This is a genomic window from Bathymodiolus heckerae thiotrophic gill symbiont (assembly GCF_900180345.1).
GTDB lineage: Bacteria > Pseudomonadota > Gammaproteobacteria > PS1 > Pseudothioglobaceae > Thiodubiliella.
The window spans coordinates 1-23,876 of the sequence record NZ_FXLV01000012.1; the positions used below are offsets into that span (position 1 = coordinate 1).

Below are 23,876 nucleotides of genomic sequence, written 5' to 3' on the forward strand. Positions count from 1 at the left end.
AACAAGAGAGTCTGCGAATGAATGTTGAGTTGTTTGTTTCCAAGACATTGTTATTTTTTTGATTGATTTTAGATGGTTGTTATTTTACTGGATTGGTGTGGTTTTGGTTGATTTATGCAAAGGTCTCACATTACACTATAGTATAATTGTAAAGTTTAATCCCTCTTTATAAGTTAATGGAAAAAACCTATAATCCTGAACAAATCGAAGCCAAATATCGCTCACTTTGGGAAAATCAAAATTTATTCTCTTCAAACTCAAACGCCACCAGTAAAAACGCCTATTGCATTATGTTGCCGCCGCCAAATGTAACGGGTAGTCTGCATATGGGACACGCATTTCAGCACACTATTATGGATGTGCTGACGCGCTATCATCGTGGCAAAGGCGAGCAAACGCTGTGGCAGCCGGGTATAGACCATGCAGGCATTGCCACGCAAATGGTGATTGAGCGTCAATTAGCTGCTCAAGACATCACTCGCCATGAAGTTGGTCGAGAAAAATTCATTGAAAAAATTTGGGATTGGAAAGAACAATCTGGTGGCACAATCACCTCGCAAATGCGTCGCCTAGGCGCTTCAGTGGATTGGGATAAAGAGCGTTTTACAATGGATGATGGGCTTTCAGATGCAGTAAAAAAAGTCTTTATTCAACTGCATAAAGAAGGGCTGATTTATCGTGGCAAGCGCTTAGTGAATTGGGATCCAGTCTTACATACTGCTGTATCTGACCTTGAGGTAATCAGCACCGAAAAACAAGGCTCGCTTTGGCATATGCGCTACCCAATTACCAACAGCGATGATTATTTGGTAGTAGCAACCACACGCCCTGAGACTATGCTGGGCGATAGCGCTGTTGCCGTCCACCCTGATGACAAGCGTTATACACATCTTGTCGGCAAAACCATTGATTTACCACTCACTGATAGAAAAATTCCCATCATTGCGGATGATTATGTGGATATAGATTTTGGCACAGGCTGCGTCAAAATCACTCCTGCACACGATTTCAACGACTATGAAATGGGGCAACGGCATCATTTAGCTATTATCAATATCTTGACGGATGATGCCAAAATTAATGATACGATTAATAGCGCTTATATAGGTATGGACAGGTTTGTAGCACGCAAAAAAATTATTCAGGATTTAGATGCACAAGGTCTGTTAGATAAAATCGAACCCCACAAATTGATGGTGCCACACGGCGACAGAACCAATGCCGTGATTGAACCTTATCTAACCGACCAATGGTTTGTGAAAATTGCGCCATTGGCACAGCCTGCAATTGATGCGGTGAAAAATGGCAAGATTCGCTTTATCCCACAAAATTGGGACAAAACTTATTTTAACTGGATGGACAACATTCAAGATTGGTGTATTTCTCGCCAAATTTGGTGGGGGCATCGCATTCCCGCATGGTATGACGACAAAGGCAATATTTTTGTGGCAGATTCACTTGAAGAAGCACAAAAGCAAGCGGGTGAAGGCGTGGCACTCAGGCAAGACGAAGATGTGCTTGATACTTGGTTTTCCTCTGCTCTGTGGCCATTTTCAACCTTGGGCTGGCCTGAGAAAACCCTTGATTTGGCGCGTTTTTACCCAACCGATGTTTTGGTAACAGGCTTTGATATTATTTTCTTTTGGGTGGCACGAATGATTATGTTCGGGCTGAAATTTACTGGTGAAGTGCCATTTAAAGACATTTACATTACTGGCTTAATCAAAGACGGGCAAGGGCAAAAAATGTCTAAATCTAAGGGCAATGTGCTGGATCCGATTGATTTAATTGACGGCATTTCCTTGGCAGATTTACTCGAAAAAAGAACACAAGGTATGATGCAGCCAAAAATGGCAGAGAAAATTAAAAAACAAACCAAAAAAGAATTTGCCGATGGTATTCCCGCTTTTGGCACCGATGCACTGCGCTTCACTTTCGCTGCACTTGCCTCTTTTGGACGAGATATTAAATTCGACCTCAAGCGCGTTGAGGGCTATCGCAATTTTTGCAACAAACTCTGGAACGCCTCTCGATTTGTGCTGATGAAGCTCGAAGGTGAAAGCATTAATCCAAATGCACAAATATCAACAGCCGATGCGTGGATTTTGTCTCGTTTACAAGACACTAAAGCCAAGGTTGAAAAGCATTTGGGTGATTATCGCCTAGATTTAATGAGTCAAGAACTCTACGAATTTGTTTGGGGTGATTATTGCGATTGGTATTTAGAATTATCCAAGCCTTTATTGGCAGATGAGGCGACTAAGGCTGGCACACAAGCCACGCTGATTAAAGTCCTGAATGAAATCGTTACTTTACTTCACCCTATCATCCCCTTCATTACCGAGGAAATATTTGAACAATGTAGCACTCTACTCGGCCAAGACAACAGCAGTTTGATGAGAAAATCTTATCCAAAAGTTGATTCTCAACTCATCTCAACAAGCTCTGAGGCAGAAATTCAATGGTTGCAAACCTTCATCTTGGGCGTACGCCAAATCCGTGGCGAAATGAATATTTCACCTAACAAGCCGTTACATTGCTTTGTACAAGATTTTAATGCGATTGATGAAGCTTATCTTGACAATAATGCCAATATTTTAAATGCCTTGTCAAAAATGCAAACACTTGATAAACTTCCCCTTAGCGAGGAAGCGCCTGAATCAGCCACAGCATTAGTAGGAGAGATGAAAATTCTCATTCCTTTGGCGGGATTAATTGACAAAGAACAAGAAATTGCACGGCTGAATAAAGAAATTGAAAAATTAAACCAACAAAAAATACAGTTTGAAGGGAAATTAAACAATGAGAAATTTGTCAGTAGTGCACCTGAAGCCATTGTCAATACAGAAAGAGAAAGATTGCTTGCAACAGAAAATGCCATTGCTGATTTATCAATACAATTAGGAAAAATAAACAACTTATGAAACTAAAAAACACTTTATTTTCACTACTTTTATTGTCGTATTCAGTGGTAAATGCCAAATCATTCGTCTATGTAACCGATATGGTGCCTATCCCTATGCGTTCTGAAGGTAAAATTCAAAACAGCCCTAGTAACCTCATTAAAATGCTAGATTCTGGCACTAAATTAGAAATTTTAGCCACTGAAAACGGCTGGACTAAAGTTAAATTTGAGCAAACCATTGGCTGGATGATTTCACGCTATTTAACCTCTAATAAACCTGCAAGAGTGCAATTAGAAGCACTTAAACGCAGTAATAATAACAATCAATTATTACTTTCTAAAAAAAACGACAGAAACAAAGAGTTTGAAAAACAAGTACTTAATTTAAAGGCGAAAAATATAGAATTGTCTATTCAATCTGGTAAATTAAAATCAGAAAAAGAGCATGTTAAGCAAACTTATAAAGATGCACTTAAACTTGAATACGAAAATAAAAACCTTAAAACGCAAGCACTGCAACTAAAAGTAGAATTGCAATTATTACAAAATAACAGTACTGTTGAACAAGAATCCAGCGCTAGAAACTGGTTTATCGTTGGCGCACTGGTCTTGTTCTTTGGATTTATCATAGGCTTTATTTTCCAAAAACGCACAAATCAAAGGAGATTTTAAAATGAACTTACTAAAAACCGCACTGACTTTTGACGATGTATTACTTGTGCCCGCACATTCGACCACCATGCCAAAAGAAGTTAACCTAAAGACACAATTAACCAAAAATATTACACTAAATACACCCATTTTATCAGCTGCAATGGACACAGTAACCGAGGCTAGCTTAGCAATTACAATGGCACAAGAAGGTGGTATTGGTATTATTCATAAAAATATGTCATCCACAGAGCAAGCGGCAGAAGTACATAAAGTTAAACGCTTTGAGTCTGGCATTATTAGAGACCCAATTACCATTGATGCCAAGGCAACGATTAAAGATGTGCACGACAAACAACAGCAATACAAAATTTCCGCACTGCCTGTAGTAGATGGCAATACTATTGTTGGCATGGTAACAAGTAGAGATATTCGCTTTAAAACCAACCTTAATGACTTGGTTGAAAATGTAATGACCCCGCAGAACAAACTCATTACTGTTGAAGAGGGTACAGATATGAGCGAAGTTCGTGCATTGTTACAAAAACACCGCATTGAACGCGTCGTTATTACCGCTGATGGCTTTACTTTACAAGGTATGATTACCGTTCGTGATATTCAAAAATCAACTGACTTCCCTAACGCCTGCAAAGACGACAAAGAACAATTACGAGTAGGTGCTGCTGTTGGTGTAGGTGATGGCACAGGCAAACGCATTGATGCTTTGGTTGAAGCCGGTGTAGATGTGATTGTGATTGATACCGCACATGGGCATTCTCAAGGCGTGCTTGACCGTGTTAAAAAAACCAAAGCCAAACACCCGACACTCGACATTATTGCTGGCAATATTGCCACTGGTGCCGCTGCACTGGACTTGGTTAAAGCAGGTGCAGACTGTGTCAAAGTCGGCATTGGTCCAGGCAGTATCTGTACCACTCGTATTGTTGCTGGCGTTGGCGTGCCACAAATCACTGCCATTTCTGATGTTGCCCAAGCCCTTAAAGGTATAGGTGTACCACTGATTGCTGATGGTGGCATTCGTTATTCTGGTGATATTGCCAAAGCCTTTGCTGCTGGCGCTTATTGCGTGATGCTTGGCTCAATGTTAGCAGGCACAGAAGAGTCTCCAGGTGAAATTGAACTCTACCAAGGTCGTTCTTACAAATCTTATCGTGGTATGGGCTCATTAGGGGCAATGAATCAAGCGCACGGCTCGTCTGATCGCTATTTTCAGGCAGATTCTAAAGCAGACAAATTAGTTCCAGAAGGCGTTGAAGGTCGTGTTCCTTTTAAAGGCTCTATCCGTCCTATCATTCACCAAATACTCGGCGGCGTTAGATCGTCAATGGGGTATACAGGTTGTGCAACACTAGACAAAATGCGCACCGATGCCACTTTTGTTCAAGTAACCTCAGCAGGTATGGTTGAATCTCATGTGCACGATGTTTCAATAATTAAAGAAGCCCCAAATTATCACCAATAGTTTCGCTTTTTCTTTTTCACTGCGCTAGATTATATAAAAAAAATACTGGTATTAGGTTTACTGATTGCAAATTGGACAATGTTGATCTTTGCTTAACTTTACAGCCCTAAAATTCATACCTAGTGCATCAATAATCAGTAATTTACCTACCAGCTGTTCCCCTAAATTTAGCAAAACTTTGAGGGCTTGCAGTGCTTGCATAGTGCCGAGCAGTCCTGCAACAGGAGCAAGAATACCGTTACTGGTGCAATTCTCGTCGCTGTTGCCTGTAACTGAATAGAGGCATTGGTAACAGGGCTGATTTTCTTCATAACCCTTAAAAACAGACAACTGCCCTTCAAAGCGAATAACTGCAGCTGAAATCAAAGGCGTGCATTGGGTAACGCAAGCCTGATTAATTTTGAAACGAGTGTCAAAATTATCAGTGCCATCAAGCACGATGTCAGCTTTTTGCACCCAATCCGCTATATTGTTTTCGTTTAAATCTGTCAAGGTGGTGATTTGAATATCGGGGTTAATTGCCAGCATTTTTTCTTTGGCAGAGGCGACTTTGTCCTTGCCAATATCACTCGTGTGATGAATGACCTGGCGGGCAAGATTAGACAATTCCACTTGATCAAAATCAGCAATAATTAAATGCCCAACGCCACTAGCAGCGAGATATAAAGCATTGGGGGCACCTAAGCCACCCAATCCAATTAACAGCACTGTAGAATCCAGTAACGCTTGCTGTCCTTCTACACCTATTTCTGGCAAGAGGATTTGACGGGAATATCTAAGTAATTTTTCATCATTCATAAGCTAAAATTATAGTCTATGAATGCAAACATAATAATTAAAACACTTGAGTCTTTCGCAACGCCTGAGCGCAAGAAAACCAACGAGTGGTTTTTTAAAACTGGCAAAGGCGAATACTCAGAGTTTGATAAATTTATCGGCGTGCGTGTACCGCAAACTCGGCAAGTGGCCAAGCAGTATTTCAAGACAATTGACCTTAAAGAAATTGACAAACTTATCAGCCACCCTGTTCACGAAGTGCGCCATTGTGGGCTGATTATGCTGGTTAATCAGTATCAGGCTGGCAATCAGGAGGCGGTGTTTGGTTATTACATTGGCAATATCCAAGCAGTTAATAATTGGGATTTGGTGGACACCACCACGCCGCAAATTGTCGGGGATTATCTACACCAACATCCAGAAAAACTGCCACTGCTGTTTAATTTTGCGCATTCAGATGACTTATGGGAACGGCGCATTGCCATTGTGGCAACTTGGGCTTTTATCAAGCAAAATGAGTTTTCTACCACACTCAAAATCAGCAAATTATTGCTCACAGATAAACAAGATTTGATTCACAAAGCCGTTGGCTGGATGCTCAGAGAGGTGCATAAAAAAGCCCCCGATGTTTGCAAAACTTTTCTACAAAAAAATTACACACAGCTGCCTAGAACTACTTTAAGATATGCGATTGAACGCATGGAAGAAGCAGAAAGGCTGAATTATTTAAAAGGAAATTTCTAATGTATCAAATTAGTTTTTATGTGCCTGAAACTGATTTAGATATTGTTAAAAACGCAATGTTTAAAGCAGGTGCAGGACAATTTGATAACTACGAACACTGTGCTTGGCAGACGCAAGGCGCTGGACAATTCAAACCAGTTAATAATGCTAATCCTGCTATTGGCACACTGGATGAGTTAGAAGTTATTGAGGAATATAAGGTTGAGATGCTATGTGCGAAGGCTTCTCTTAAGCAAGTAATACAGGCAATGAAATCCGCACACCCTTATGAGCAAGTCGCTTATTCAGTGTTAAAAATGGAGAAATTATAAAACAATGTTTAAAAAAATATTTAATACTGCGCTACAAGGATTCTTTTGGATTTTGCCCATTCTGCTCATCGTTTTTATTGTGGATTGGTTATTTGCAAAAGCCTCAATATTAACCCTCATTTTGTTTGATGGGCTGGGCGTTAATACCAGTGAGTATTTTCTATTGTGGGTAATTGCAGGGGTTGTTGCCACGGTGTTGGCATTATCTGTTATTGGCAGTATTGCTACCACGCGCATCGCCTCTATGCTTGAGTTGCTAGTCAAAAAAGTACCGTTCTATTCTACGATTAAGGATATTGTGGACATTTTTAATTCCTCAAAAAAGGGCAAAAACGATGTTTTAGTCGTGGCAATTAAAGGCTTCACCCAATCGGGCTATAACATTGGATTAATGTATTCCATTAAACAAAGTATTATTAAAGACCATTACACAGTAACGCTTTCAATGAGCCCCATTCCCAACGGCGGCTTTATGTTTGAGATTCACGAAGATGATATTTTGGTCATCGAAGGGGCAAAATTTAATGACAATCTTAATTATTTATTGTCAATGGGAACAAAAAGCATGAGCGAAATTTTAAGTCAAGATCCAAGCAACAACTTAATTTCCTTTGTCGAATGGAAGAAAAAACAAACTAGCGCCTAAAAATCAGCAGCCCTACGCCTAACACCACCAAGCCAACACCAAAAAACTGATGAATACCAAATGGCTCAGCAAGCACTAATACTGCTAGCATAATAGTAACAACAGGCCCTAGCATACCCATAATGCTCGTTTGTAGTGGTGAAATTCTGTGAATTGCCTCACTGATTAAAAAACTGGGTATCACTGTACTCACTGTCGCCAATAAAAATACCCATAACCATGCGTTATGGCTAATGGATATTTGGGAAAAATCAAATAGTAGGAAATAAAAGAATAAGACGAATACGCTAGAGATGCTCATGGCAACTGCGGTAAATAAAACAGAGCCAGTTTTAGTGATGATATTTTTACTAAATAATACATAAAATGCGTAACTCAATGCTGAAAATAACACCAGTATAACGCCAATTTTGGTGTCGTTATTACCGCTCAACAGGCTTTCTTGGCTAAACATAATCCACAAACCTAAATAAGTTGTGATTAGCACAATAACAATGCGTTTGGATAAGGGTGTGGAAAAAAATAGTGCGCCTAAAATGGCAATAAAAATAGGGTAAGTGAATAAAGTTAATCTTTCCAAGCCAGCAGAAATGTATTCAAGCCCTTTTAAATCCAGCAAGGATGCTAAAAAATACCCTATAAAACCCAGTCCAACAATACTGAAAAATGTTGTCTGGGTAAGTGTCTTAAATTTGTCTTTTTTCCAAAAAAGATAACCCAATATACTAAGGTAAATAGGCAATGCAATTGCCATGCGTAACATAAGCACAACATCGCTATTCAGCCCTTCAAGATAAGCCAATTTAATAAAAATAGATTTTAAGGCAAACAAAAAAGTGCCTAAAAATGCTAATAGCAAACCTAATAAGGTATTTTGTTGGGCGTTACTCATAGATTTTACGATTATAATAGGATTTTTTTCTCCAAGAGAGCAATATGTTAAAAAAACTAATTAAATTTCTAGAAAATAATTACCCTGATAGTAACATTAATGATTATTTAGATGCTAAATATATCCAACTTAGCGGCCCACAACTCAAACAAATTTCTGATGCACTGAATAGCAACGAATTACAAATTAAACCCGCATCAAATTGCAGTGCTGACAAGTTTATTTTTCATTTTGGTGGTACCCTTATCTTAGTACAAAAAGACAGTGCCAATTCATCTGTCGCTTATCAAGCAGAGCTTTCATGGGAAACAGATTTTTTGGCGGTGCATTCGACCAGAAACAAGGGCAAGGGTTTTTACTTTATCGCATTTGAGTTTGATGATGATTATCAAGTAACGCTCAAAGCGACCAACAAGACATTAGAAGACCAAATCAGAAACACGGCACAAGACCAAGATTTAATTGACAAGGCAATGCCCGTACTCAAAGGCTTTATGAGCGCTATATCGAAATAAGCTATGAAGCCCCTGATCGGGTTGTTTCTTTGAGTTTTAATCCCGCCTTGAAAGTAACCACTTTTCTGGCTGAGATGATTACTGGCTCACCTGTTTTTGGGTTTCTACCAGGTCGAGCCACTTTCTCTCTAACAACAAAATTACCAAAACCCGACAACTTAACGGCCTCACCTTTAGCAAGCGATGCTTTAATCGTGTCAAAAAAATCATTGGTAATCAACAACGCTTGACTGTAGCTGATGCCCATTTGCTTTGACAACAGATCGGCGATATTTTTCTTAGTAACTGACATTATCTTTGAGTGGCTGAAAATTTATCTTTCATCAGCACCAACACTTTGTCTACTTTGGTATTTACTTCATCATCACTTAAAGTTGCTTCTAGGGACTGGTAAGTTAGATTAAGCGCGACACTTTTCTTTCCAGTCTCAATATTTTCGCCTGTATAGACATCAAACAAACTCACTCCGACAAAATCAGGCTGTTGTAACGCCTCAATACTGTCTATCAGTTCAGACACGGGAATTAACTCATCTAACACCAGTGCAATATCTCGTTGAGATTGCTGGTATTGAGAAAAGGCTTTGTATTTAGCAATTTTGCCTGTTAGCAGTGCTTCTAAATCAATTTCAAATAAATAACATTTAGGCAAGGACAATTCTTTGGCAACATTTGGCGTTAAAGCGCCAATCCAGCCGACCAGATTCCCATTTAATACTATCTTGGCAGTTTGCCCTTTTTGTAAAGCGGGGTGTTCGCTCACTCTAAATTCAAATCTAGTGCCCGTGAGTTTAAGCAATGATTCTAAATCAGCCTTAGCATCAAAAAAATCCACTGGCATTAAATCACCTAACCACTGTGCATCAAAACGATTGCCTGAAACCACTCCTGCCAATTTATTTGATTGTTCCTCTGCTTTAACACCAGAAAAACACAAACCAATTTCAAAAAATCTAGCATTATTGTGTCCACGCCTTTGGTTTGATTCAACACTTTGCAATAAGCCTGCCCAAAGCGATGAGCGCATGATAGATAATTCTGCTGAAATTGGATTAGACAGCATAATTTTATTGGCATTTACATCAATCAGATTGTGGTATTTTTCTGAGATAAAACTGTAAGTAATTACCTCTTGATAACCTCGTGTTACCAAAGATTGTGCAATATCATATTTATCAATTTGTGCCTCTGGAATGGTGTTAATAGTCGCATCAAGTGCCAACTTCTGCACAGGTATTTTGTCATAGCCATACAGTCGCGCCAACTCCTCAATCAAATCAGCAGGAATACGAATATCAAACCTAAAACTTGGCGGGATAATGGTCCAAGAATGCTCGGTTTTGTCGCTGATTTTAAAATCTAACCCAATAAATTTTTCCTCAATCCATTTGGCTTCTAATTCAAAGCCCAAAACCTTGTGAATCTTGTCTTGAGTGATAATGATTGCCGAGAGTTTTGGCAAAAATGTCTCATCAATACAAGTGTTAATTTCACTTGCCTGACCGCCACAAATTTCAATAATCAATTGCGTGGCTCTGTCCATTGCTAACTCAGTGATATTAAAATCTACGCCTCGCTCAAAACGCAGTGAAGATTCAGTGTGCAGGCCATATTTTCTTGCCTTGCCCGCAATTGATACTGGCTCAAAAAACGCACTTTCCAGCAAAATATCTGTGCTCTCACTCTGCGTAGCACTGTCTAGTCCGCCCATCACACCAGCAATAGCAAGTGCTGAATCGTTATCAGCAATAACCAAAGTATCCTCATCCAGCACCACTGTGGTTTCGTTTAATAATTCAATTTTCTCGCCCGATTTGGCATTTCTAACTTTAATTCCGCCCTTGATTTTAGCAGCATCAAACGCATGCATTGGCTGACCTAACTCCATTAAAACAAAGTTAGTAATATCTACCACTGGTGAATGCAGTGCCTGACCAGAACGCATGAGCTTATCAGCCATCCATTTGGGTGTTTTGAGCGTGTTATCAATACCTGAAATGCTTCTGGTCAAATACTTAGGGCAAGCCATGGCATTACTAACACGAGTGTCAATATTGGAGCTGCTTTGTGCTGAAACGCTAATATTTGGCATGATAAATGGCAAGTTATAATTGGCACTCACTTCACGCGCTACGCCCAATACCGAAAAACAATCACCACGATTAGGTGTAATATCCAACTCAATAATATTATCATCTAAATTTAGATATTTTCTGATGTTTTCCCCAATAGGCGCATCAACCTCTAGTTCACTAATGCCGTCTGAGTTATCTACCATACCTAATTCAGCTTCTGAGCAAATCATACCAAATGATTCAACACCACGAAGTTTGGCTTTTTTGATTTTCAACCCATTTGGCAACACGGCACCAATCGTGGCAACAATCACTTTTAAATCAGTACGAATATTACTAGCACCACAAATAATCTGTAGATTATTGCCAGAACCAACATCCACTTGGCATAAATTTAATTTATCGGCATCAGGATGTTTTTCACAAGACACAACACGGCCTACCACAACATTTTCAAAATAAGGTGCGATGGGTGCAATACCATCAACCTCTAAGCCAGCCATTGTCAGCTGCTCCGCTAACACCTTATCGCTAACTTTTGGGTCAATCCATTCACGCAACCATGTTGTTGAAATATTCATCTCAAAAATCCTTATTTAAATTGTCTTAAGAAACGAACGTCATTTTCAAAAAATAGGCGTAAATCATTCACTCCATAACGCAACATCGCCAAACGCTCAACGCCCATGCCAAAAGCCAGCCCAGTATATTCCTCGCTATCAATCTTCACCGAGTTTAAAACACTCGGATGTACAACGCCACAACCTAAGACTTCCAACCATCCCGTTTTTTTGCAAACACGGCAGCCTTTTCCATTGCAAATAACACACTCAATATCCGCTTCAGCCGAAGGCTCGGTAAAAGGAAAATATGAAGGGCGAAAACGCACTTTTAAGTCTTCTTTTTCAAAATAGGCGCGCAAAAAATCAATCAACAAACCCTTAAGCTGGGAAAAATTTGCATCTTTATCAACAATCAGCCCCTCCACCTGATGAAACATCGGCGTATGGGTAATATCTGAATCACAACGATACACACGCCCTGGTGCAATAATACGCACAGGGGGGCTTTGTTTTTCAAGTGTGCGAATTTGCACAGGAGAGGTATGCGTTCTAAGTACAGACCCATCATTAAAATAGAAAGTGTCATGCATCGCACGCGCTGGATGGTGTTTAGGGATATTAAGCGCAGTAAAGTTATGAAAATCATCCTCAATTTCAGGACCAGCTGCCACTTCAAAGCCATTTTTTGCAAACAACGACTGAATGCGCTTCAGCGTGATAGTAACAGGATGAAGCCCGCCCATTTCGGTGTTACGACCAGGTAAAGAAACATCTATTTTTTCACTCAATAAACGCGCCTCTAATGCAATGGTTTCCAGTGTATTTTTGCGCTCAGTTAACAGCGTTTGCACCACGCCCTTAGCTTGGTTAATCACCCCGCCCATCTTTGGTCGCTCTTCTGCACTTAGTTTACCAAGTCCTTTAAGTAAAGCGGTTAATTCACCTTTTTTACCTAAAAGCGTCACTCTCAACTCTTCTAAATCATTTAAGTTTTGCGCTTTTTCAATAGCATCTTTCGCCCTATTGAGAATATCATCGATCACCAGTAGTCAATTACTTACGCGTTAAACGCACAGTTTGCCCGCCATGAATAACATACACCTGATCGCCCACTCTAAGGTCTTGCTTGCCTTCTTGCGTAAAGGCCTTAATCTGACCCGTGCTTAATTTCACTAAAAACTCAAAACCAGTCGATTCAGTCGAGTTTTCCTCAATCGCACTGCCTGCCATTGCACCTAGCAAACCACCAATAACGGCACCTGCGGCTCGGTCACTATCATGATGACCAACTGCACCAGCACCAGCCGCCGCCCCTAACAAGGCGCCAACTCCAGAACCCATGCCTTTAGAGCCTGACAATCGAACGGGTTTGATAGAAATAATAATCCCTTCTGCCACACTAGAAAGCCTGCCAGTTTCAGCGCGAGAATAAGTATTCGCACCTCGACTATCTTCAGTAAAACGATTCATCGAAGAATCACAAGACGATAAAAATACCACTATTAACGCCATTAATATTATTTTAATTTTCATAACTCTACTACCCTTTCTTATTAGTTGAATCGTAATTATACGCCTTATTTATTTAAGTCAAAGCCGCCTTTGCTTGTTCGGCAATCTTGGTGAATGCTACTTTATCAAAAATCGCAATATCTGATAAAACTTTACGGTCAATTTCAATGCCTGCTTTGCTCATGCCATCAATCATTCTTGAATAACTCAAACCATTGTTACGCGCTTCAGCATTAATACGCACAATCCAAAGCCTACGGAATTGACGGCGTCTTTGACGACGGTCACGATACGCATACTGACCTGCCTTAATAACTGCTTGTTTAGCAACACGATAGACCTTTGATCTTGCACCGTAATAACCTTTAGCTTTCTTTAAAATTTTCTTATGTTTTGCGTGCGCTTGCACACCTCTTGATACTCTTGCCATTTTCTATTCTCCTATTAACTATACGGTAACATTTTACGAACCATTGGTACATCGGCCTTTTCGACTGTGTCTGGTGCGCGCAAACTGCGTTTTCTAGAAGTACTCTTTTTGGTCAAAATATGACGCAGGTGAGAGTGTTTACATTTGTAACCGCCACTGGCAGTTTTTTTGAAGCGCTTTGCAGCCCCTCGGTTGGTTTTTAACTTCGGCATAATTTACTCCTTGTCCTATGGGACATATAAGCCACTCAACGAGTGGCGGTTTATTAGTAGACCTGTTGAACGCAAAAAATACATCTCTCGCATTCAACAACTCATAATAAAATAAGCTGTGCTTATTTCTTCTTCGATTTGGGTGCCAGCATCATGCCTAGCTGACGACCCTCCATCTTTGCTTTTTGCTCTACATTGGCAAACTCTTCTGTATCTTTCTCAATTCTGTCTAGCATTACCATTCCTAGCTCGCGATGTTGCATTTCACGACCACGAAACCAAATACTTACTTTAACTTTATCACCATTGTCTAAAAATTTAACCAAATTCCTAAATTTAATTTGATAATCGCCTTCTTCTGTACCAGGACGATATTTAATAGTTTTAACGGTGGTTTTCTTTTGTCTCTTCTTTTGGTCGCTCAGTTGCTTTTTCTGCTCATACCGATACTTGCCAAAATCCATCACCTTGCAAACGGGTGGCTCAGCATTTGGTGACACTTCCACTAAATCTAATTTAGATTTTTTCGCCATTTCTAGTGCACTTTCCGTGTCTAATACACCGGCCTGCTCACCTTTACTATCAATAACACGCACTTTAGGCGCTTTAATGTAATTATTGATGCGTATTCTATTTGGTTTTTTAATAATTAATCCTCTTTTACTAACTTAATAAACGCCTCAATTGACATTGACCCAAGGTCTTTGCCACCGCGTTTTCTTACTGAAATTTCGTTATTTTCCATTTCTCTATCACCGATAACCAATAAATATGGAAAGCGTTGCATAGAGTGTTCGCGTATTTTAAAGCCTATCTTCTCATTCCGCAAGTCCGAAATCACTCTAAGCCCTTGTTTTTTTAATTTTTTCTCAATATCAACAACAAAATCTGCCTGTTTTTCAGAAATATTAAGGATAACCGCTTGAATGGGTGCCAACCAAGATGGAAATGCGCCTTCGTAGTGTTCAATCAAAATACCCACAAATCGCTCTAGCGAACCCACGATTGCACGATGCAACATTACTGGGGTTTGTTTTGAACCGTCTTCGGCAATAAATTGTGCATCTAGGCGCTCTGGCATCGAAAAATCCACCTGTAAAGTGCCACATTGCCATTCCCTCTCTAGGCAGTCTTTCAGTACAAATTCAATTTTTGGCCCATAAAAAGCACCCTCACCCTCTTGTAATTCCCATTTAATGCCTTTGTTATTTAAGGCTTGTGCGAGTGCGGCTTCTGCCTTGTCCCACACTTCATCTGAGCCCACTCGTTTTTCTGGGCGAGTAGAAAGTTTAATGTCAATATTGTCAAAACCAAAATGTTGATAAACTTTAAAAGTCAAATCAATAAACGCCGATACTTCACTCTGAATCTGTGCTTCACTACAAAAAATATGCCCATCATCTTGTACAAAATTACGCACTCGCATAATACCGTGTAGCGTGCCTGACGGCTCGTTGCGATGGCAAGAGCCAAACTCTGCCAAACGCAACGGCAAATCTCGATAAGACTTTAAGCCTTGATTGTAAATTTGAATATGTGCGGGGCAATTCATCGGCTTTACCGCATAATCACGGTTTTCACTGCTGGTGGTAAACATCGCATCGCCAAACTTATCCCAATGCCCTGATTTTTCCCAAAGACTTTTATCAATCAGCTGTGGCGTATGCACTTCTTTGTAGTCATTGTCTCTAAAAACACCACGCATATATTGCTCAACAATTTGATACAATGTCCAGCCTTTTTCATGCCAAAACACCATGCCTGGAGCTTCTTCTTGCATATGAAATAAATCTTGGGTTTTACCAATTTTTCGATGGTCACGCTTTTCAGCCTCTTCTAATCTATGCAGATGCGTCGCCAAATCCTCTTTGCTCGCCCAAGCTGTGCCATACACTCGTTGTAACATCTCGTTATTAGAATCGCCACGCCAATAAGCACCCGCCAGTTTCATCAATTTAAAGGCTTTGAGTTTGGCAGTGGACGGCACATGGGGACCACGACAAAGGTCAATAAAATCGCCCTGCTTATACAAGGACAGTGTTTGATCGGCAGGAATAGATTCAATAATTTCCGCCTTATAATGTTCGCCCTTATTCTTGAAAAATTGCACCGCCTCATCACGCAACATCTCACTGCGCTCAATCCTCAGATTTTGCTTCACCAACTTATTCATATTCTTCTCAATTTTAGCTAAATCGCCCTCTGAAAAGCCGTCTTTATAGGAAAAGTCATAGTAAAAACCATCTTTAATCACCGGACCAATCGTTACCTGTACATCAGGATAAAGCATCTGTGTCGCCTGTGCCAACAAATGCGCCGTAGAATGGCGAATTACCTCAAGCCCTTCTGCGTCTTTGTCAGTAATAATAGACAACGAGCTGTCCACCTCAATCACATAAGCAGCATCCATCAGTTCACCGTTTACCTTGCCCGCAAGCGTCGCCTTAGCCAAGCCCGAACCAATTGACTTAGCAACATCAAAAACACTAATGGCTTGGTCAAAGGATTTTTCAGTACCGTCTGGCAGGGTAATTATTGGCATGGTTAAAAACTTTAAAAAATGAAAGACGCTATTTTACCTTATTTTAAAGCACTTATTTGCTCAACCATTAATTGTAAAGTACAACTGCCACGCCACTCATTAATGGATAACTTATAAGCAATTTGCGCTGTTGTATCTTTGATGGGAGACTGAAAGAAGGCGATGGCTTCGTATATGGTGCTATTACCCATCAGTTTTAGGCGGCATTTTAGGTGTTTTTCGCCGACAATTCTTTGTTCGACGAGTTCAAATTCACCGTAAAAGATGGGCTCTTCAAAGCCTTGCCCCCAAGGCCCAGCATCTGCTAATAATTGTGCGTTGTCTAAGGAAATATCAAAGACTTCAAGTTTACCGTCAGTAAGGAGTTCGACTTTGGGGATTTGGTTATTAAGATGTGCTTGAATGGCGTTTGCAAAGGTGATTTCAAACTTGGCAAAATTTTCTTTTTTAATGCTTAAACCTGCTGCCATAGCATGACCACCAAATTTTAAGATTAAATCAGGATTTTGCCTATCTACCAAATCCAGTAAATCTTTGATATGAACACTGGGAATAGAGCGGATTGAGCCTTTTAAAAAATCACCTGATTGGGCAAATACTGCTACTGGACAATGGTAATCCTCTTTGAGTTTGCCGGCCACAATACCAACAATACCCTCGTGCCAAGAGGGGTCAAACAAGCTGATGGCAAATTTAGCCTCTGTTACCTCTTGTGTGTCCACAATGGCTTGCGCTTGTTCCTGCATACGGATTTGTTGTTCTTTGCGCTTTTGGTTAAATTGCTCTAATTCTGCGGCATAGCGACGCGCATCGTTGATATCATCGGTGAGTAGGCATTTTATGCCACGAGAAATATCGCTTAGACGACCAGCGGCGTTCAAACGAGGCCCAACAGCAAAGCCCAAATCACTAGCTTGCAAGGCTTGTGCGGGTCGATTGGCTATTTCTAATAACGCTAAAATACCGAGTGAGCATTGTTTGAGCCGAATACGCCGAATACCTTGGTCAATCAAAATACGATTATTTTGGTCGAGTTTCACTACATCTGCCACCGTGCCGAGTGCCACCAAATCTAGCACAGTGCGTAAATCTGGCAGAAGAATACTGTGCTGAGTGAAATAATCGCACTTAGTGAGGTGGGTTTTAAGTGCCGACATTAAATAAAAACACACGCCAACACCCGCTAAATTCTTACTTAAAAACTCACAGCCCTTTGAATTAGGATTAATAATCGCATCTGCCTCTGGTACTTTATCGCTGGGCAAATGATGGTCGGTAATAATCACATTAATACCTGAGTCTTTTGCCAACTTCACCCCGTCAAAGCTTGAGATACCATTGTCAACAGTAATAATCAAATTAGGTTGTTTTTCCTTGATTGCCAATTTAACAATTTCAGGACTTAATCCGTAACCATGCTCAAAACGATTAGGCACCAAAAAATCCACATACTTAGCGCCCATCATTCTCAGCGATTTAACTGCCACCACCGATGCAGTAGCGCCATCACAGTCAAAATCACCCACAATTAAAATGCGTTTTTGAGCAAGCAAAGCCTGCCCAAGGAGGTCAAGGGCGGTGTTTAGTTGGGGAAAATTAGGGGATAAAAGATGGGCGAGGCCCAAAGACAATTGCGCCTCTGACACGCCTCTAGCAGCATAAATTTTCTTTAAAAACACAGGAATATCATCTGAGTAAGATTCAAATAAGTAGTTGTCTAATTTTCTAGTAAGCATTCATCCCTCAATCATTTGTTTTATTCTGTTGGCACTTTCTGGCGCCATATTTAGTCCATTACGAAAATGTCCGGTATTAATGTATAAATGCGCTAACTGAGGGTGTTTTTCAATCATAACATCCGCTTTACTTGCAGGTCTAAAGCCTGCCCAGTGATGTTCAATATTAGCATCTTTTAATTGTGGAAATCGGGCAACAGCAAATGCCAGCAAATCAGCACCAACTTGGGCGTCAATACTACGCTCAAACCCCACATCCTCCATGGTAGAGCCAATCAAAAGCTGACCATCCTTTCTAGGGATGATATACCTACCTTGGTCAAGGACGATATGCTCAACCACGCCAGCCTTAGATTTGATGACAATCATCTGCCCTTTTATCGGGTAAATTGTATTTTTAGCATCCAATAAAGACGAACTCCAAGCGCCGCTACACACAATCGTGTGATCGGCATAATACTTTTTATTATCGGTAACAACGCCAAGTGTGGTGCTGTTTTCAGTTATTAACTGATTAACTTTAGTGTATTCAACAATCTTAACCCCGCGTTTAAAAATATCGGCTTTGAGTGCTTTTAACAATCTAGGATTACGCACTTGGGCAATATTTGCAAATAAAGCACCTTGGGGATGAGACTGAAAATCAAACCGATGTTTGTCCATCCATTCTTGCGCCTCAGGTGTGTTGTATTCATCCATCATTAACAACCCTGAGTGGATATATTCGGGGTCAATGCCTGTATTGTCCAGCAATGCCGCACACAAATCCCCATAAACCGCCTGCGACGCCCTACTCAGCTCATTCACCAAATCACTATACTGCCAAGGATAAAGTGGACTAATAATACCTCCGCCTGCCCAAGAGGACTCCTTGCCACACGCTCGTTGGTCAATCAGCGTTACTTTAGCACCTGCCATCGCCAGCGTGCGGGCACTCATCATCCCAATCACGCCACCGCCGATAACCAAGCAATCACTCATTTTTTCCAATCCACTATGATTAATAACAACACGCCAAGGCTGATAAAAATATCAGCAAAGTTGAAAATTGGCCAATAAAAAGTTTGATAATGCAGTTCAATAAAATCAATGACAAAGCCGTTTACTATTCTGTCAATCATATTGCCAACAGCACCCGATAAAATTAGGGTTAAGCTGATGAGTTTAAACTTGTATTTTAGGGGTGTTTTAAACATCCAAACAGTAATCACAATACCAGCAGTGGCAGACACGCCTGATAAAAAATAGCGTTGCCACCCACCTTGATCAGCTAAAAAACTAAAAGCTGCGCCGTAATTATGCACAAAAGTTAGCCTAAAATATTCATTAATATCGACTGAATTACCAATACCACCTAAATACTCGTAAGCCGAAAGTTTGCTGATTTGGTCAAGTAAAACTAACGCCAAAGCCCAACTATAATATCTACGAATACTCATGCTTTGTTTGGGTTAAATTTTAAGATAACAGCGATAGGCACCACAAAGCCTACGCCAATGACAATCCAAAGCAGGCTGCCAAGTTCTGTGTAATTTTGTGCAGTAGTTACCACGCTATCAGTAACAACCTCACGACTAACAATAAAGACTTTATTCAGGTATTTGGTCAGCAAGCCGCCCGCTGATAAGGCAATATTCATCAGCGATGCCATTAGCGCAAACCAAGTGCCTTTTCTACCCTCAGGGGCATAAATTGCCACCAAAGTGAGCATTAAAACTTGGGCAATATAATTAAATGGAGAGGCTAATGCGGTGTCTACCAACGCCACCGTTCGTGCCTCAATGCCAAGCATAGTATGAACATCGTAATACATTGCCATAATCGGCAGCGACAATACAGTGCCAATAATGGTTAAGAAAATCAGCACCTCGGCAATATTGCGTTTGACAATAAATTTGGCACTAAACCACATGCCCGCCAGCGCAATACCACCACTAATGGCTGAAAGTTTTGCAAAAAATGACTCGTCAAACCCAAGCGCATCAATCTGCCACCATTGTAAGGATACACCAACTAAGGGCATTGCTCTATAAACAAAAATAATAATCATTACCATTTTAATGTGGCGAATAGCACTCGCACTTAAATCGCCAATCAAATCGAGACCTTTGCATAAATAGGGATGATTAGCAAAATTCAATTTTTGCCAGATTGGTGATTTTCTTAAACCTTGTCCTAGCAGGGCTAAGGCTGAGTTTAAAAAATCGCCAAGCGGGTGAAAAGTGGATTTTTGATGATTATTCATATTTATGCAAAGGTCTCAAATCATTCAACAAATACAATACAACACCAAGTGAGACAACAAACACAATCTCTTGCGAATAAGGCACTTGTGCGTAGCCCATAGAAACAATAAATATTGCAAAAATCAAACCACCAAATAACACATGGGTGTTAATCTCAGACACTGGCACAGGGTTAAGACGCACCAGCGTTACCCCAAGAATGGACAATAAAGGGGTAAATAATGCAATAATAAACACCACTTCCCGATTGTCTTTAAAAACATCTGCCAGTTCACCACCAACCCAGCCAGTGATAAAAATCGCAAACCCTAATGACAAACGAGCCAACACCTGAATGCTTGCCAATTCTTGGTGGATTTCTGCCTCAGATTGGTTTTTATCCACCACCTCGGTGCTCATCGTGTCTGCCACCACATCTTGCATTACAAAGCCAATCACAGCAATCACGCTGGCAAAAATATAGACACTTTTTTTAGGAAATTCCGCAACGATTGAATAATCGCCCACCACTGCAATCATCATCAGAGAACTAAGGGTAATCAGCAATGCACCGATATATACATAAGACTTTCGATTAGAGCCAAAAACCAGCACACTGTCCACTAATGAGCCAAAAATCATCTTCACCGTCCACGGCACAGTTAGCCATATTCCCAACTCTGCCAAATCCGCAGCGCTCATGTCCAACGAGTCTTTGACCCAAAAATTCTCAGCAATGGCAGTAAAAACACTACTCCCATAAGAAAAATACACCAATAATAGAGGAACATAGCGTAAACGCATGGCTTTAATCGGTGTGAGTAAAATATCCAACATATAAATTACAAGGTAAAATTTATCATTATAATTTGTTTATTTTAATAAAGTGAGATTGTTATGGGATTTTTAGATGGAAAAAAGGCATTGGTTGTCGGCGTTGCTTCAAACCGCTCGATTGCATGGGGCATTGCACACGCAATGGCAAAACAAGGATGTGAGATTGCACTCACCTATCAAAATGAAAAACTTAAAAAACGAGTTGATAAATGTGCCGTTGTTTGTCATTCAAATATTGTGATTGAATGCGATGTGGCTAGCGACGAAGGCATTGAAAAAACTTTTGAAGAATTAAAAAATCATTGGGATAACTTTGATATTTTAATACATTCGGTGGCTTTTGCCCCACGAGAAGCACTAGATGGCAACTACATTGAAGCCACTACCCGTGAAAACTTTGCCACTGCACATGACATCAGTTCTTATAGTTTCACCGCATTGGCAAAAGGCGCAAATTCGATGTTAAATGACAACGGTGCGCTACTGACCGTAAGTTATTTAGGCAGCATTCGTGCCATTCCGAATTACAATGTAATGGGCGTTGCCAAGGCCTCGCTAGAGGCAAATGTGCGCTACATGGCAGCAGCTTTGGGCCCTGATCGAGGCATTCGTGTCAATGCCGTATCTGCTGGCCCAATTAAAACTTTAGCTGCCTCTGGTATTAAAGACTTTGGTAAATTGCTAGATTATGCCGCTGACTCATCAGCACTTAAACGCAATGTAACCACCGAAGAAGTCGGCAACGCTGTTGCGTTTTTATGTTCAGATTTAGCCTCAGGCATTACTGGCGAAATTACCTACATTGATTCAGGTTATAATTTCTACGATAAAGGCCCGAATTTATAACTTTCAATCCAAATAAAAAAAATACCAGCTTTCGCTGGTATTTTTTTGTACAGATTCTCTACAAACGATCTTCAAAAATTTCTATATCGGCATTTTTGCGTAATGTTGCTAAAATACTTTTAAACATTTCCTCAGATTCAAGACTGAGAATTGCCTTTGGTAATGTACTGTTTACTGCATTTCCAGATGTTTTGACCGCTGACAGCTTTAACGCAACTGCTCGCTGATCATCTAAACTATAGGCATCGTAAGTAGCGTCATCGTTTGGCTTAGACAAGGCAAAAACACGGCTGATAATCTCAATATCTGCCTGCTTTGAGCCTCTTGTAACCCAGTCAACCTCCTTCCATGTGAGTTGATTTTTGTCCATAAACGCTTGGGCGGCGTTCGTATCGCCACTGGCGAACGAATTGGCAATATTGTTAACAATGTTGTCAATAAAAGTCTTCGCTAGCAAACTGGCTAAGTGCTGATTAATCTCAGATTTTACCTCATCAAATGTCTTTTGCCTCTGTGCCACTTTGCTGTCAATTCTTAGTACTACAAACTTATCCTTAGACAGTTCAATCATCGTAGAATTTTCACCCTTATTTAGCACTTCTTCGCTATAAGCTGCAGCGACAAACTTGGCATTGTGTGCTTTTGTATCTTGGGCAAAAAACTCAGAAGTCTGAAGTTTCAAATCCATTTGATCGGCCACCTCTTCCAAACTTGCCTCATACGCTAAATTGCCTAATTGCTCTGTTAGTTTGTAAATGGATTTTTGCACGGTTTGCTCAGTGTAAAGCTTGGTTAGCTCGTCACGCACTGATTCAAAGGGCTTAGTAGTTTCTGCTTTAATCTTGTTTAACTTAATAATATGATAGCCAAAATCTGTCTTGACTGGACTGCTGACCTCGCCCTCTTTCATGGCAAATGCCTTAACCTCAAACTCAGGTACCATCACACCCACAGTAAAAAATCCTAAATCTCCACCCTTGTCTTTTGAGCCTGCATCTTGTGAATGTTCAGCGGCTAACTTAGCAAAATCCTCGCCTTGCTTAAGTTGTGCCACAATGGTACTGGCCAATTCCTCAGACTCAACCAAAATATGCTGAGCTTGGCGCTCTTCTTCGGTACTAAAACGCTGCTTTTCATCTTCATAAAAATTAAATAAGTCGTCGTCATTCACCTTAATGCCTTTGGCAATTTCCTTAAACGACAATTCAACAAAATCAACTTTCACCTGTTCTGGTTCAAAAAACAGTTGCTTTTTTGTCTCATAAAACTCTTTAACACTCTTAGCCTCTACTTCTGTTTTATTGGCATAATCCGCTACATCAAGCTGAATGTAGCTAAATTTTCTCTGTTGGTCGTTCAACGACTGTAGTCGCTTGAGCATTGATGGCGCTATAAACGCAGAATCTAGAAAATTATATTTAATTTGATTTTGCATTAATTCTTTTGCCTGCAAACGCTCATACTCAATATCCAAGTAGCCATTTAGACTGAGTATTTGCTTATATTGCTCCATAGAGAATTTGCCATCCTTCTTGAATACATCGTTTGCTTGAATAAACGCCTGTAACTCGATCCGAGTTATTGCATAGCCCAACTTATCTGCCAATTGCGTCAACATGCGTCTATCCACCATTGATTGAATAGTTGAGAGCTTCAGCATGCTATTTAGTTCAGCCGTATATTTCTCGCCCAATTCTTGTTGCAAGCGTCTTTTAGTATAGTTAAATTCCAACAAAAACGCCTCTTTAGAAATATCCTCACCATCAATCGAAGCAACTACAACATTAGCAGCCCTCGTGAAATATTCACTGATACCAAATAAAGCAAACGGAACAGTAATTAAACCAACAACCAAATAAGCAACCCAACCTTTAATTTTATCTTTAATAGAACTTAACATAGTACAATTTTATAAATTTACAAGGTGGATAATTATAAACGAGTGGGCAAAAAAAATAGCACTCATTTAGAGTGC

At 40.3% G+C, this 23,876-nt stretch carries 24 protein-coding genes; 8 read left to right on the forward strand and 16 right to left on the reverse strand.

Annotated features, from left to right (window positions below; translation table 11 throughout):
* The first annotated feature begins 176 nt into the window (after window positions 1-176).
* The 3 genes from CRYPD_RS02575 to guaB are packed head-to-tail and all read left to right on the forward strand — an operon-like array spanning window position 177 to window position 5,039.
* Window positions 177-2,924, forward strand: a complete 2,748-nt coding sequence (locus CRYPD_RS02575; protein WP_138146015.1) for a valine--tRNA ligase — start codon at window positions 177-179, stop codon at window positions 2,922-2,924.
* Complete coding sequence (locus tag CRYPD_RS02580) at window positions 2,921-3,577, forward strand: TIGR04211 family SH3 domain-containing protein (protein WP_138146016.1); 657 nt, start codon at window positions 2,921-2,923, stop codon at window positions 3,575-3,577. The genes CRYPD_RS02575 and CRYPD_RS02580 overlap by 4 nt, the downstream gene beginning before the upstream one ends.
* 1 nt (window position 3,578) lies before the next feature.
* Window positions 3,579-5,039 (forward strand): IMP dehydrogenase, encoded by a 1,461-nt coding sequence (gene guaB, locus CRYPD_RS02585; protein WP_138146017.1) that lies wholly within the window; start codon window positions 3,579-3,581, stop codon window positions 5,037-5,039.
* Window positions 5,040-5,096: 57 nt separating this feature from the next.
* Here the strand turns inward: guaB and CRYPD_RS02590 are convergent, their stop codons facing one another.
* Window positions 5,097-5,837, reverse strand: coding sequence for a HesA/MoeB/ThiF family protein (locus tag CRYPD_RS02590; protein WP_138146018.1), 741 nt, complete (start codon window positions 5,835-5,837; stop codon window positions 5,097-5,099).
* Window positions 5,838-5,855: 18 nt separating this feature from the next.
* Between CRYPD_RS02590 and CRYPD_RS02595 the strand changes: the two genes are divergently transcribed.
* Genes CRYPD_RS02595 through CRYPD_RS02605 form a run of 3 tightly spaced genes read left to right on the forward strand, consistent with a single transcriptional unit; the run spans window position 5,856 to window position 7,517 of the window.
* Window positions 5,856-6,560, forward strand: a complete 705-nt coding sequence (locus tag CRYPD_RS02595) for a DNA alkylation repair protein (RefSeq protein WP_138146019.1) — start codon at window positions 5,856-5,858, stop codon at window positions 6,558-6,560.
* Complete coding sequence (locus CRYPD_RS02600) at window positions 6,560-6,871, forward strand: YqfO family protein (protein ID WP_138146020.1); 312 nt, start codon at window positions 6,560-6,562, stop codon at window positions 6,869-6,871. The genes CRYPD_RS02595 and CRYPD_RS02600 overlap by 1 nt, the downstream gene beginning before the upstream one ends.
* A gap of 4 nt (window positions 6,872-6,875) precedes the next feature.
* Complete coding sequence (locus CRYPD_RS02605; protein WP_138146021.1) at window positions 6,876-7,517, forward strand: DUF502 domain-containing protein; 642 nt, start codon at window positions 6,876-6,878, stop codon at window positions 7,515-7,517.
* Here the strand turns inward: CRYPD_RS02605 and CRYPD_RS02610 are convergent.
* The gene (locus CRYPD_RS02610) at window positions 7,507-8,409 is read right to left on the reverse strand and encodes a DMT family transporter (protein ID WP_138146022.1); all 903 of its coding nucleotides are present in this window, start codon (window positions 8,407-8,409) and stop codon (window positions 7,507-7,509) included. The genes CRYPD_RS02605 and CRYPD_RS02610 overlap by 11 nt on opposite strands.
* Before the next feature lie 44 nt (window positions 8,410-8,453).
* On the opposite strand from CRYPD_RS02610, the gene CRYPD_RS02615 reads away from it, so the two are divergent.
* A complete protein-coding gene (locus tag CRYPD_RS02615) occupies window positions 8,454-8,924 on the forward strand; it encodes a hypothetical protein (RefSeq protein ID WP_138146023.1) in 471 nt (156 codons plus the stop codon).
* A 1-nt stretch (window position 8,925) separates the two neighbouring features.
* Here the strand turns inward: CRYPD_RS02615 and CRYPD_RS02620 are convergent, their stop codons facing one another.
* The 13 genes from CRYPD_RS02620 to CRYPD_RS02675 all read right to left on the reverse strand — a co-directional run bounded on the left by CRYPD_RS02620 (window position 8,926) and on the right by CRYPD_RS02675 (window position 21,055).
* Window positions 8,926-9,216 carry an integration host factor subunit alpha gene (locus CRYPD_RS02620; RefSeq protein ID WP_138146024.1) on the reverse strand — a complete coding sequence of 97 codons (291 nt, stop codon included), beginning with the start codon at window positions 9,214-9,216 and terminating at the stop codon, window positions 8,926-8,928.
* Window positions 9,216-11,579 carry a phenylalanine--tRNA ligase subunit beta gene (pheT, locus tag CRYPD_RS02625; protein ID WP_138146025.1) on the reverse strand — a complete coding sequence of 788 codons (2,364 nt, stop codon included), beginning with the start codon at window positions 11,577-11,579 and terminating at the stop codon, window positions 9,216-9,218. The genes CRYPD_RS02620 and pheT overlap by 1 nt, the downstream gene beginning before the upstream one ends.
* Window positions 11,580-11,590: 11 nt before the next feature.
* Window positions 11,591-12,604, reverse strand: a complete 1,014-nt coding sequence (gene pheS / locus CRYPD_RS02630; protein ID WP_138146026.1) for a phenylalanine--tRNA ligase subunit alpha — start codon at window positions 12,602-12,604, stop codon at window positions 11,591-11,593.
* 10 nt (window positions 12,605-12,614) lie between these two features.
* Window positions 12,615-13,094 carry an outer membrane lipoprotein gene (locus tag CRYPD_RS02635; protein WP_138146027.1) on the reverse strand — a complete coding sequence of 160 codons (480 nt, stop codon included), beginning with the start codon at window positions 13,092-13,094 and terminating at the stop codon, window positions 12,615-12,617.
* Between the two features lie 52 nt (window positions 13,095-13,146).
* Window positions 13,147-13,503 (reverse strand): 50S ribosomal protein L20, encoded by a 357-nt coding sequence (gene rplT, locus CRYPD_RS02640; protein ID WP_138146028.1) that lies wholly within the window; start codon window positions 13,501-13,503, stop codon window positions 13,147-13,149.
* A 14-nt stretch (window positions 13,504-13,517) separates the two neighbouring features.
* Entirely contained in the window at window positions 13,518-13,715 is a 198-nt protein-coding gene (gene rpmI, locus CRYPD_RS02645) for a 50S ribosomal protein L35 (protein WP_071563888.1), read from the reverse strand.
* A gap of 122 nt (window positions 13,716-13,837) precedes the next feature.
* Window positions 13,838-14,365: a translation initiation factor IF-3 gene (gene infC / locus CRYPD_RS02650; protein ID WP_138146029.1), complete on the reverse strand. Its 528-nt coding sequence runs from the start codon at window positions 14,363-14,365 to the stop codon at window positions 13,838-13,840.
* Window positions 14,365-16,257 carry a threonine--tRNA ligase gene (thrS, locus tag CRYPD_RS02655; RefSeq protein ID WP_138146030.1) on the reverse strand — a complete coding sequence of 631 codons (1,893 nt, stop codon included), beginning with the start codon at window positions 16,255-16,257 and terminating at the stop codon, window positions 14,365-14,367. Before thrS ends, infC begins: the two co-directional genes overlap by 1 nt.
* 38 nt (window positions 16,258-16,295) lie before the next feature.
* A complete protein-coding gene (recJ, locus tag CRYPD_RS08245; protein WP_212743992.1) occupies window positions 16,296-17,993 on the reverse strand; it encodes a single-stranded-DNA-specific exonuclease RecJ in 1,698 nt (565 codons plus the stop codon).
* Window positions 17,994-18,974 carry an NAD(P)/FAD-dependent oxidoreductase gene (locus CRYPD_RS08250; RefSeq protein WP_212743993.1) on the reverse strand — a complete coding sequence of 327 codons (981 nt, stop codon included), beginning with the start codon at window positions 18,972-18,974 and terminating at the stop codon, window positions 17,994-17,996.
* On the reverse strand, window positions 18,971-19,432 hold the full coding sequence (lspA, locus tag CRYPD_RS02665) for a signal peptidase II (protein WP_138146031.1): 462 nt from the start codon (window positions 19,430-19,432) through the stop codon (window positions 18,971-18,973). Before lspA ends, CRYPD_RS08250 begins: the two co-directional genes overlap by 4 nt.
* Window positions 19,429-20,238 carry an MFS transporter gene (locus CRYPD_RS02670; protein WP_138146032.1) on the reverse strand — a complete coding sequence of 270 codons (810 nt, stop codon included), beginning with the start codon at window positions 20,236-20,238 and terminating at the stop codon, window positions 19,429-19,431. The genes lspA and CRYPD_RS02670 overlap by 4 nt, the downstream gene beginning before the upstream one ends.
* Window positions 20,231-21,055 (reverse strand): MFS transporter, encoded by an 825-nt coding sequence (locus tag CRYPD_RS02675; protein ID WP_138146033.1) that lies wholly within the window; start codon window positions 21,053-21,055, stop codon window positions 20,231-20,233. Before CRYPD_RS02675 ends, CRYPD_RS02670 begins: the two co-directional genes overlap by 8 nt.
* A 60-nt stretch (window positions 21,056-21,115) precedes the next feature.
* Here CRYPD_RS02675 and CRYPD_RS02680 point away from each other — a divergent pair, with 60 nt between their 5' ends.
* Window positions 21,116-21,901: an enoyl-ACP reductase FabI gene (locus CRYPD_RS02680; protein WP_138146034.1), complete on the forward strand. Its 786-nt coding sequence runs from the start codon at window positions 21,116-21,118 to the stop codon at window positions 21,899-21,901.
* Between the two features lie 58 nt (window positions 21,902-21,959).
* Here CRYPD_RS02680 and CRYPD_RS02685 read toward each other — a convergent pair whose 3' ends face one another.
* The gene (locus tag CRYPD_RS02685; RefSeq protein WP_138146035.1) at window positions 21,960-23,801 is read right to left on the reverse strand and encodes a SurA N-terminal domain-containing protein; all 1,842 of its coding nucleotides are present in this window, start codon (window positions 23,799-23,801) and stop codon (window positions 21,960-21,962) included.
* Window positions 23,802-23,876 lie beyond the last annotated feature (75 nt).

Excerpts from the sequence above, each read along its gene's own strand:
- CRYPD_RS02595 (WP_138146019.1), top strand. The coding sequence starts at position 5,856 with ATGAATGCAAACATAATAATTAAAACACTTGAGTCTTTCGCAACGCCT.
- CRYPD_RS02610 (WP_138146022.1), bottom strand. The coding sequence starts at position 8,409 with ATGAGTAACGCCCAACAAAATACCTTATTAGGTTTGCTATTAGCATTT.
- CRYPD_RS02670 (WP_138146032.1), bottom strand. The coding sequence starts at position 20,238 with ATGAATAATCATCAAAAATCCACTTTTCACCCGCTTGGCGATTTTTTA.
- CRYPD_RS02600 (WP_138146020.1), top strand. The coding sequence starts at position 6,560 with ATGTATCAAATTAGTTTTTATGTGCCTGAAACTGATTTAGATATTGTT.
- recJ (WP_212743992.1), bottom strand. The coding sequence starts at position 17,993 with ATGCTTACTAGAAAATTAGACAACTACTTATTTGAATCTTACTCAGAT.
- CRYPD_RS02605 (WP_138146021.1), top strand. The coding sequence starts at position 6,876 with ATGTTTAAAAAAATATTTAATACTGCGCTACAAGGATTCTTTTGGATT.
- rpmI (WP_071563888.1), bottom strand. The coding sequence starts at position 13,715 with ATGCCGAAGTTAAAAACCAACCGAGGGGCTGCAAAGCGCTTCAAAAAA.
- CRYPD_RS02620 (WP_138146024.1), bottom strand. The coding sequence starts at position 9,216 with ATGTCAGTTACTAAGAAAAATATCGCCGATCTGTTGTCAAAGCAAATG.
- CRYPD_RS02685 (WP_138146035.1), bottom strand. The coding sequence starts at position 23,801 with ATGTTAAGTTCTATTAAAGATAAAATTAAAGGTTGGGTTGCTTATTTG.
- CRYPD_RS02615 (WP_138146023.1), top strand. The coding sequence starts at position 8,454 with ATGTTAAAAAAACTAATTAAATTTCTAGAAAATAATTACCCTGATAGT.
- lspA (WP_138146031.1), bottom strand. The coding sequence starts at position 19,432 with ATGAGTATTCGTAGATATTATAGTTGGGCTTTGGCGTTAGTTTTACTT.
- CRYPD_RS02680 (WP_138146034.1), top strand. The coding sequence starts at position 21,116 with ATGGGATTTTTAGATGGAAAAAAGGCATTGGTTGTCGGCGTTGCTTCA.
- pheT (WP_138146025.1), bottom strand. The coding sequence starts at position 11,579 with ATGAATATTTCAACAACATGGTTGCGTGAATGGATTGACCCAAAAGTT.
- CRYPD_RS02635 (WP_138146027.1), bottom strand. The coding sequence starts at position 13,094 with ATGAAAATTAAAATAATATTAATGGCGTTAATAGTGGTATTTTTATCG.
- CRYPD_RS08250 (WP_212743993.1), bottom strand. The coding sequence starts at position 18,974 with ATGAGTGATTGCTTGGTTATCGGCGGTGGCGTGATTGGGATGATGAGT.
- guaB (WP_138146017.1), top strand. The coding sequence starts at position 3,579 with ATGAACTTACTAAAAACCGCACTGACTTTTGACGATGTATTACTTGTG.
- CRYPD_RS02675 (WP_138146033.1), bottom strand. The coding sequence starts at position 21,055 with ATGTTGGATATTTTACTCACACCGATTAAAGCCATGCGTTTACGCTAT.
- CRYPD_RS02580 (WP_138146016.1), top strand. The coding sequence starts at position 2,921 with ATGAAACTAAAAAACACTTTATTTTCACTACTTTTATTGTCGTATTCA.
- rplT (WP_138146028.1), bottom strand. The coding sequence starts at position 13,503 with ATGGCAAGAGTATCAAGAGGTGTGCAAGCGCACGCAAAACATAAGAAA.
- CRYPD_RS02575 (WP_138146015.1), top strand. The coding sequence starts at position 177 with ATGGAAAAAACCTATAATCCTGAACAAATCGAAGCCAAATATCGCTCA.
- CRYPD_RS02590 (WP_138146018.1), bottom strand. The coding sequence starts at position 5,837 with ATGAATGATGAAAAATTACTTAGATATTCCCGTCAAATCCTCTTGCCA.
- thrS (WP_138146030.1), bottom strand. The coding sequence starts at position 16,257 with ATGCCAATAATTACCCTGCCAGACGGTACTGAAAAATCCTTTGACCAA.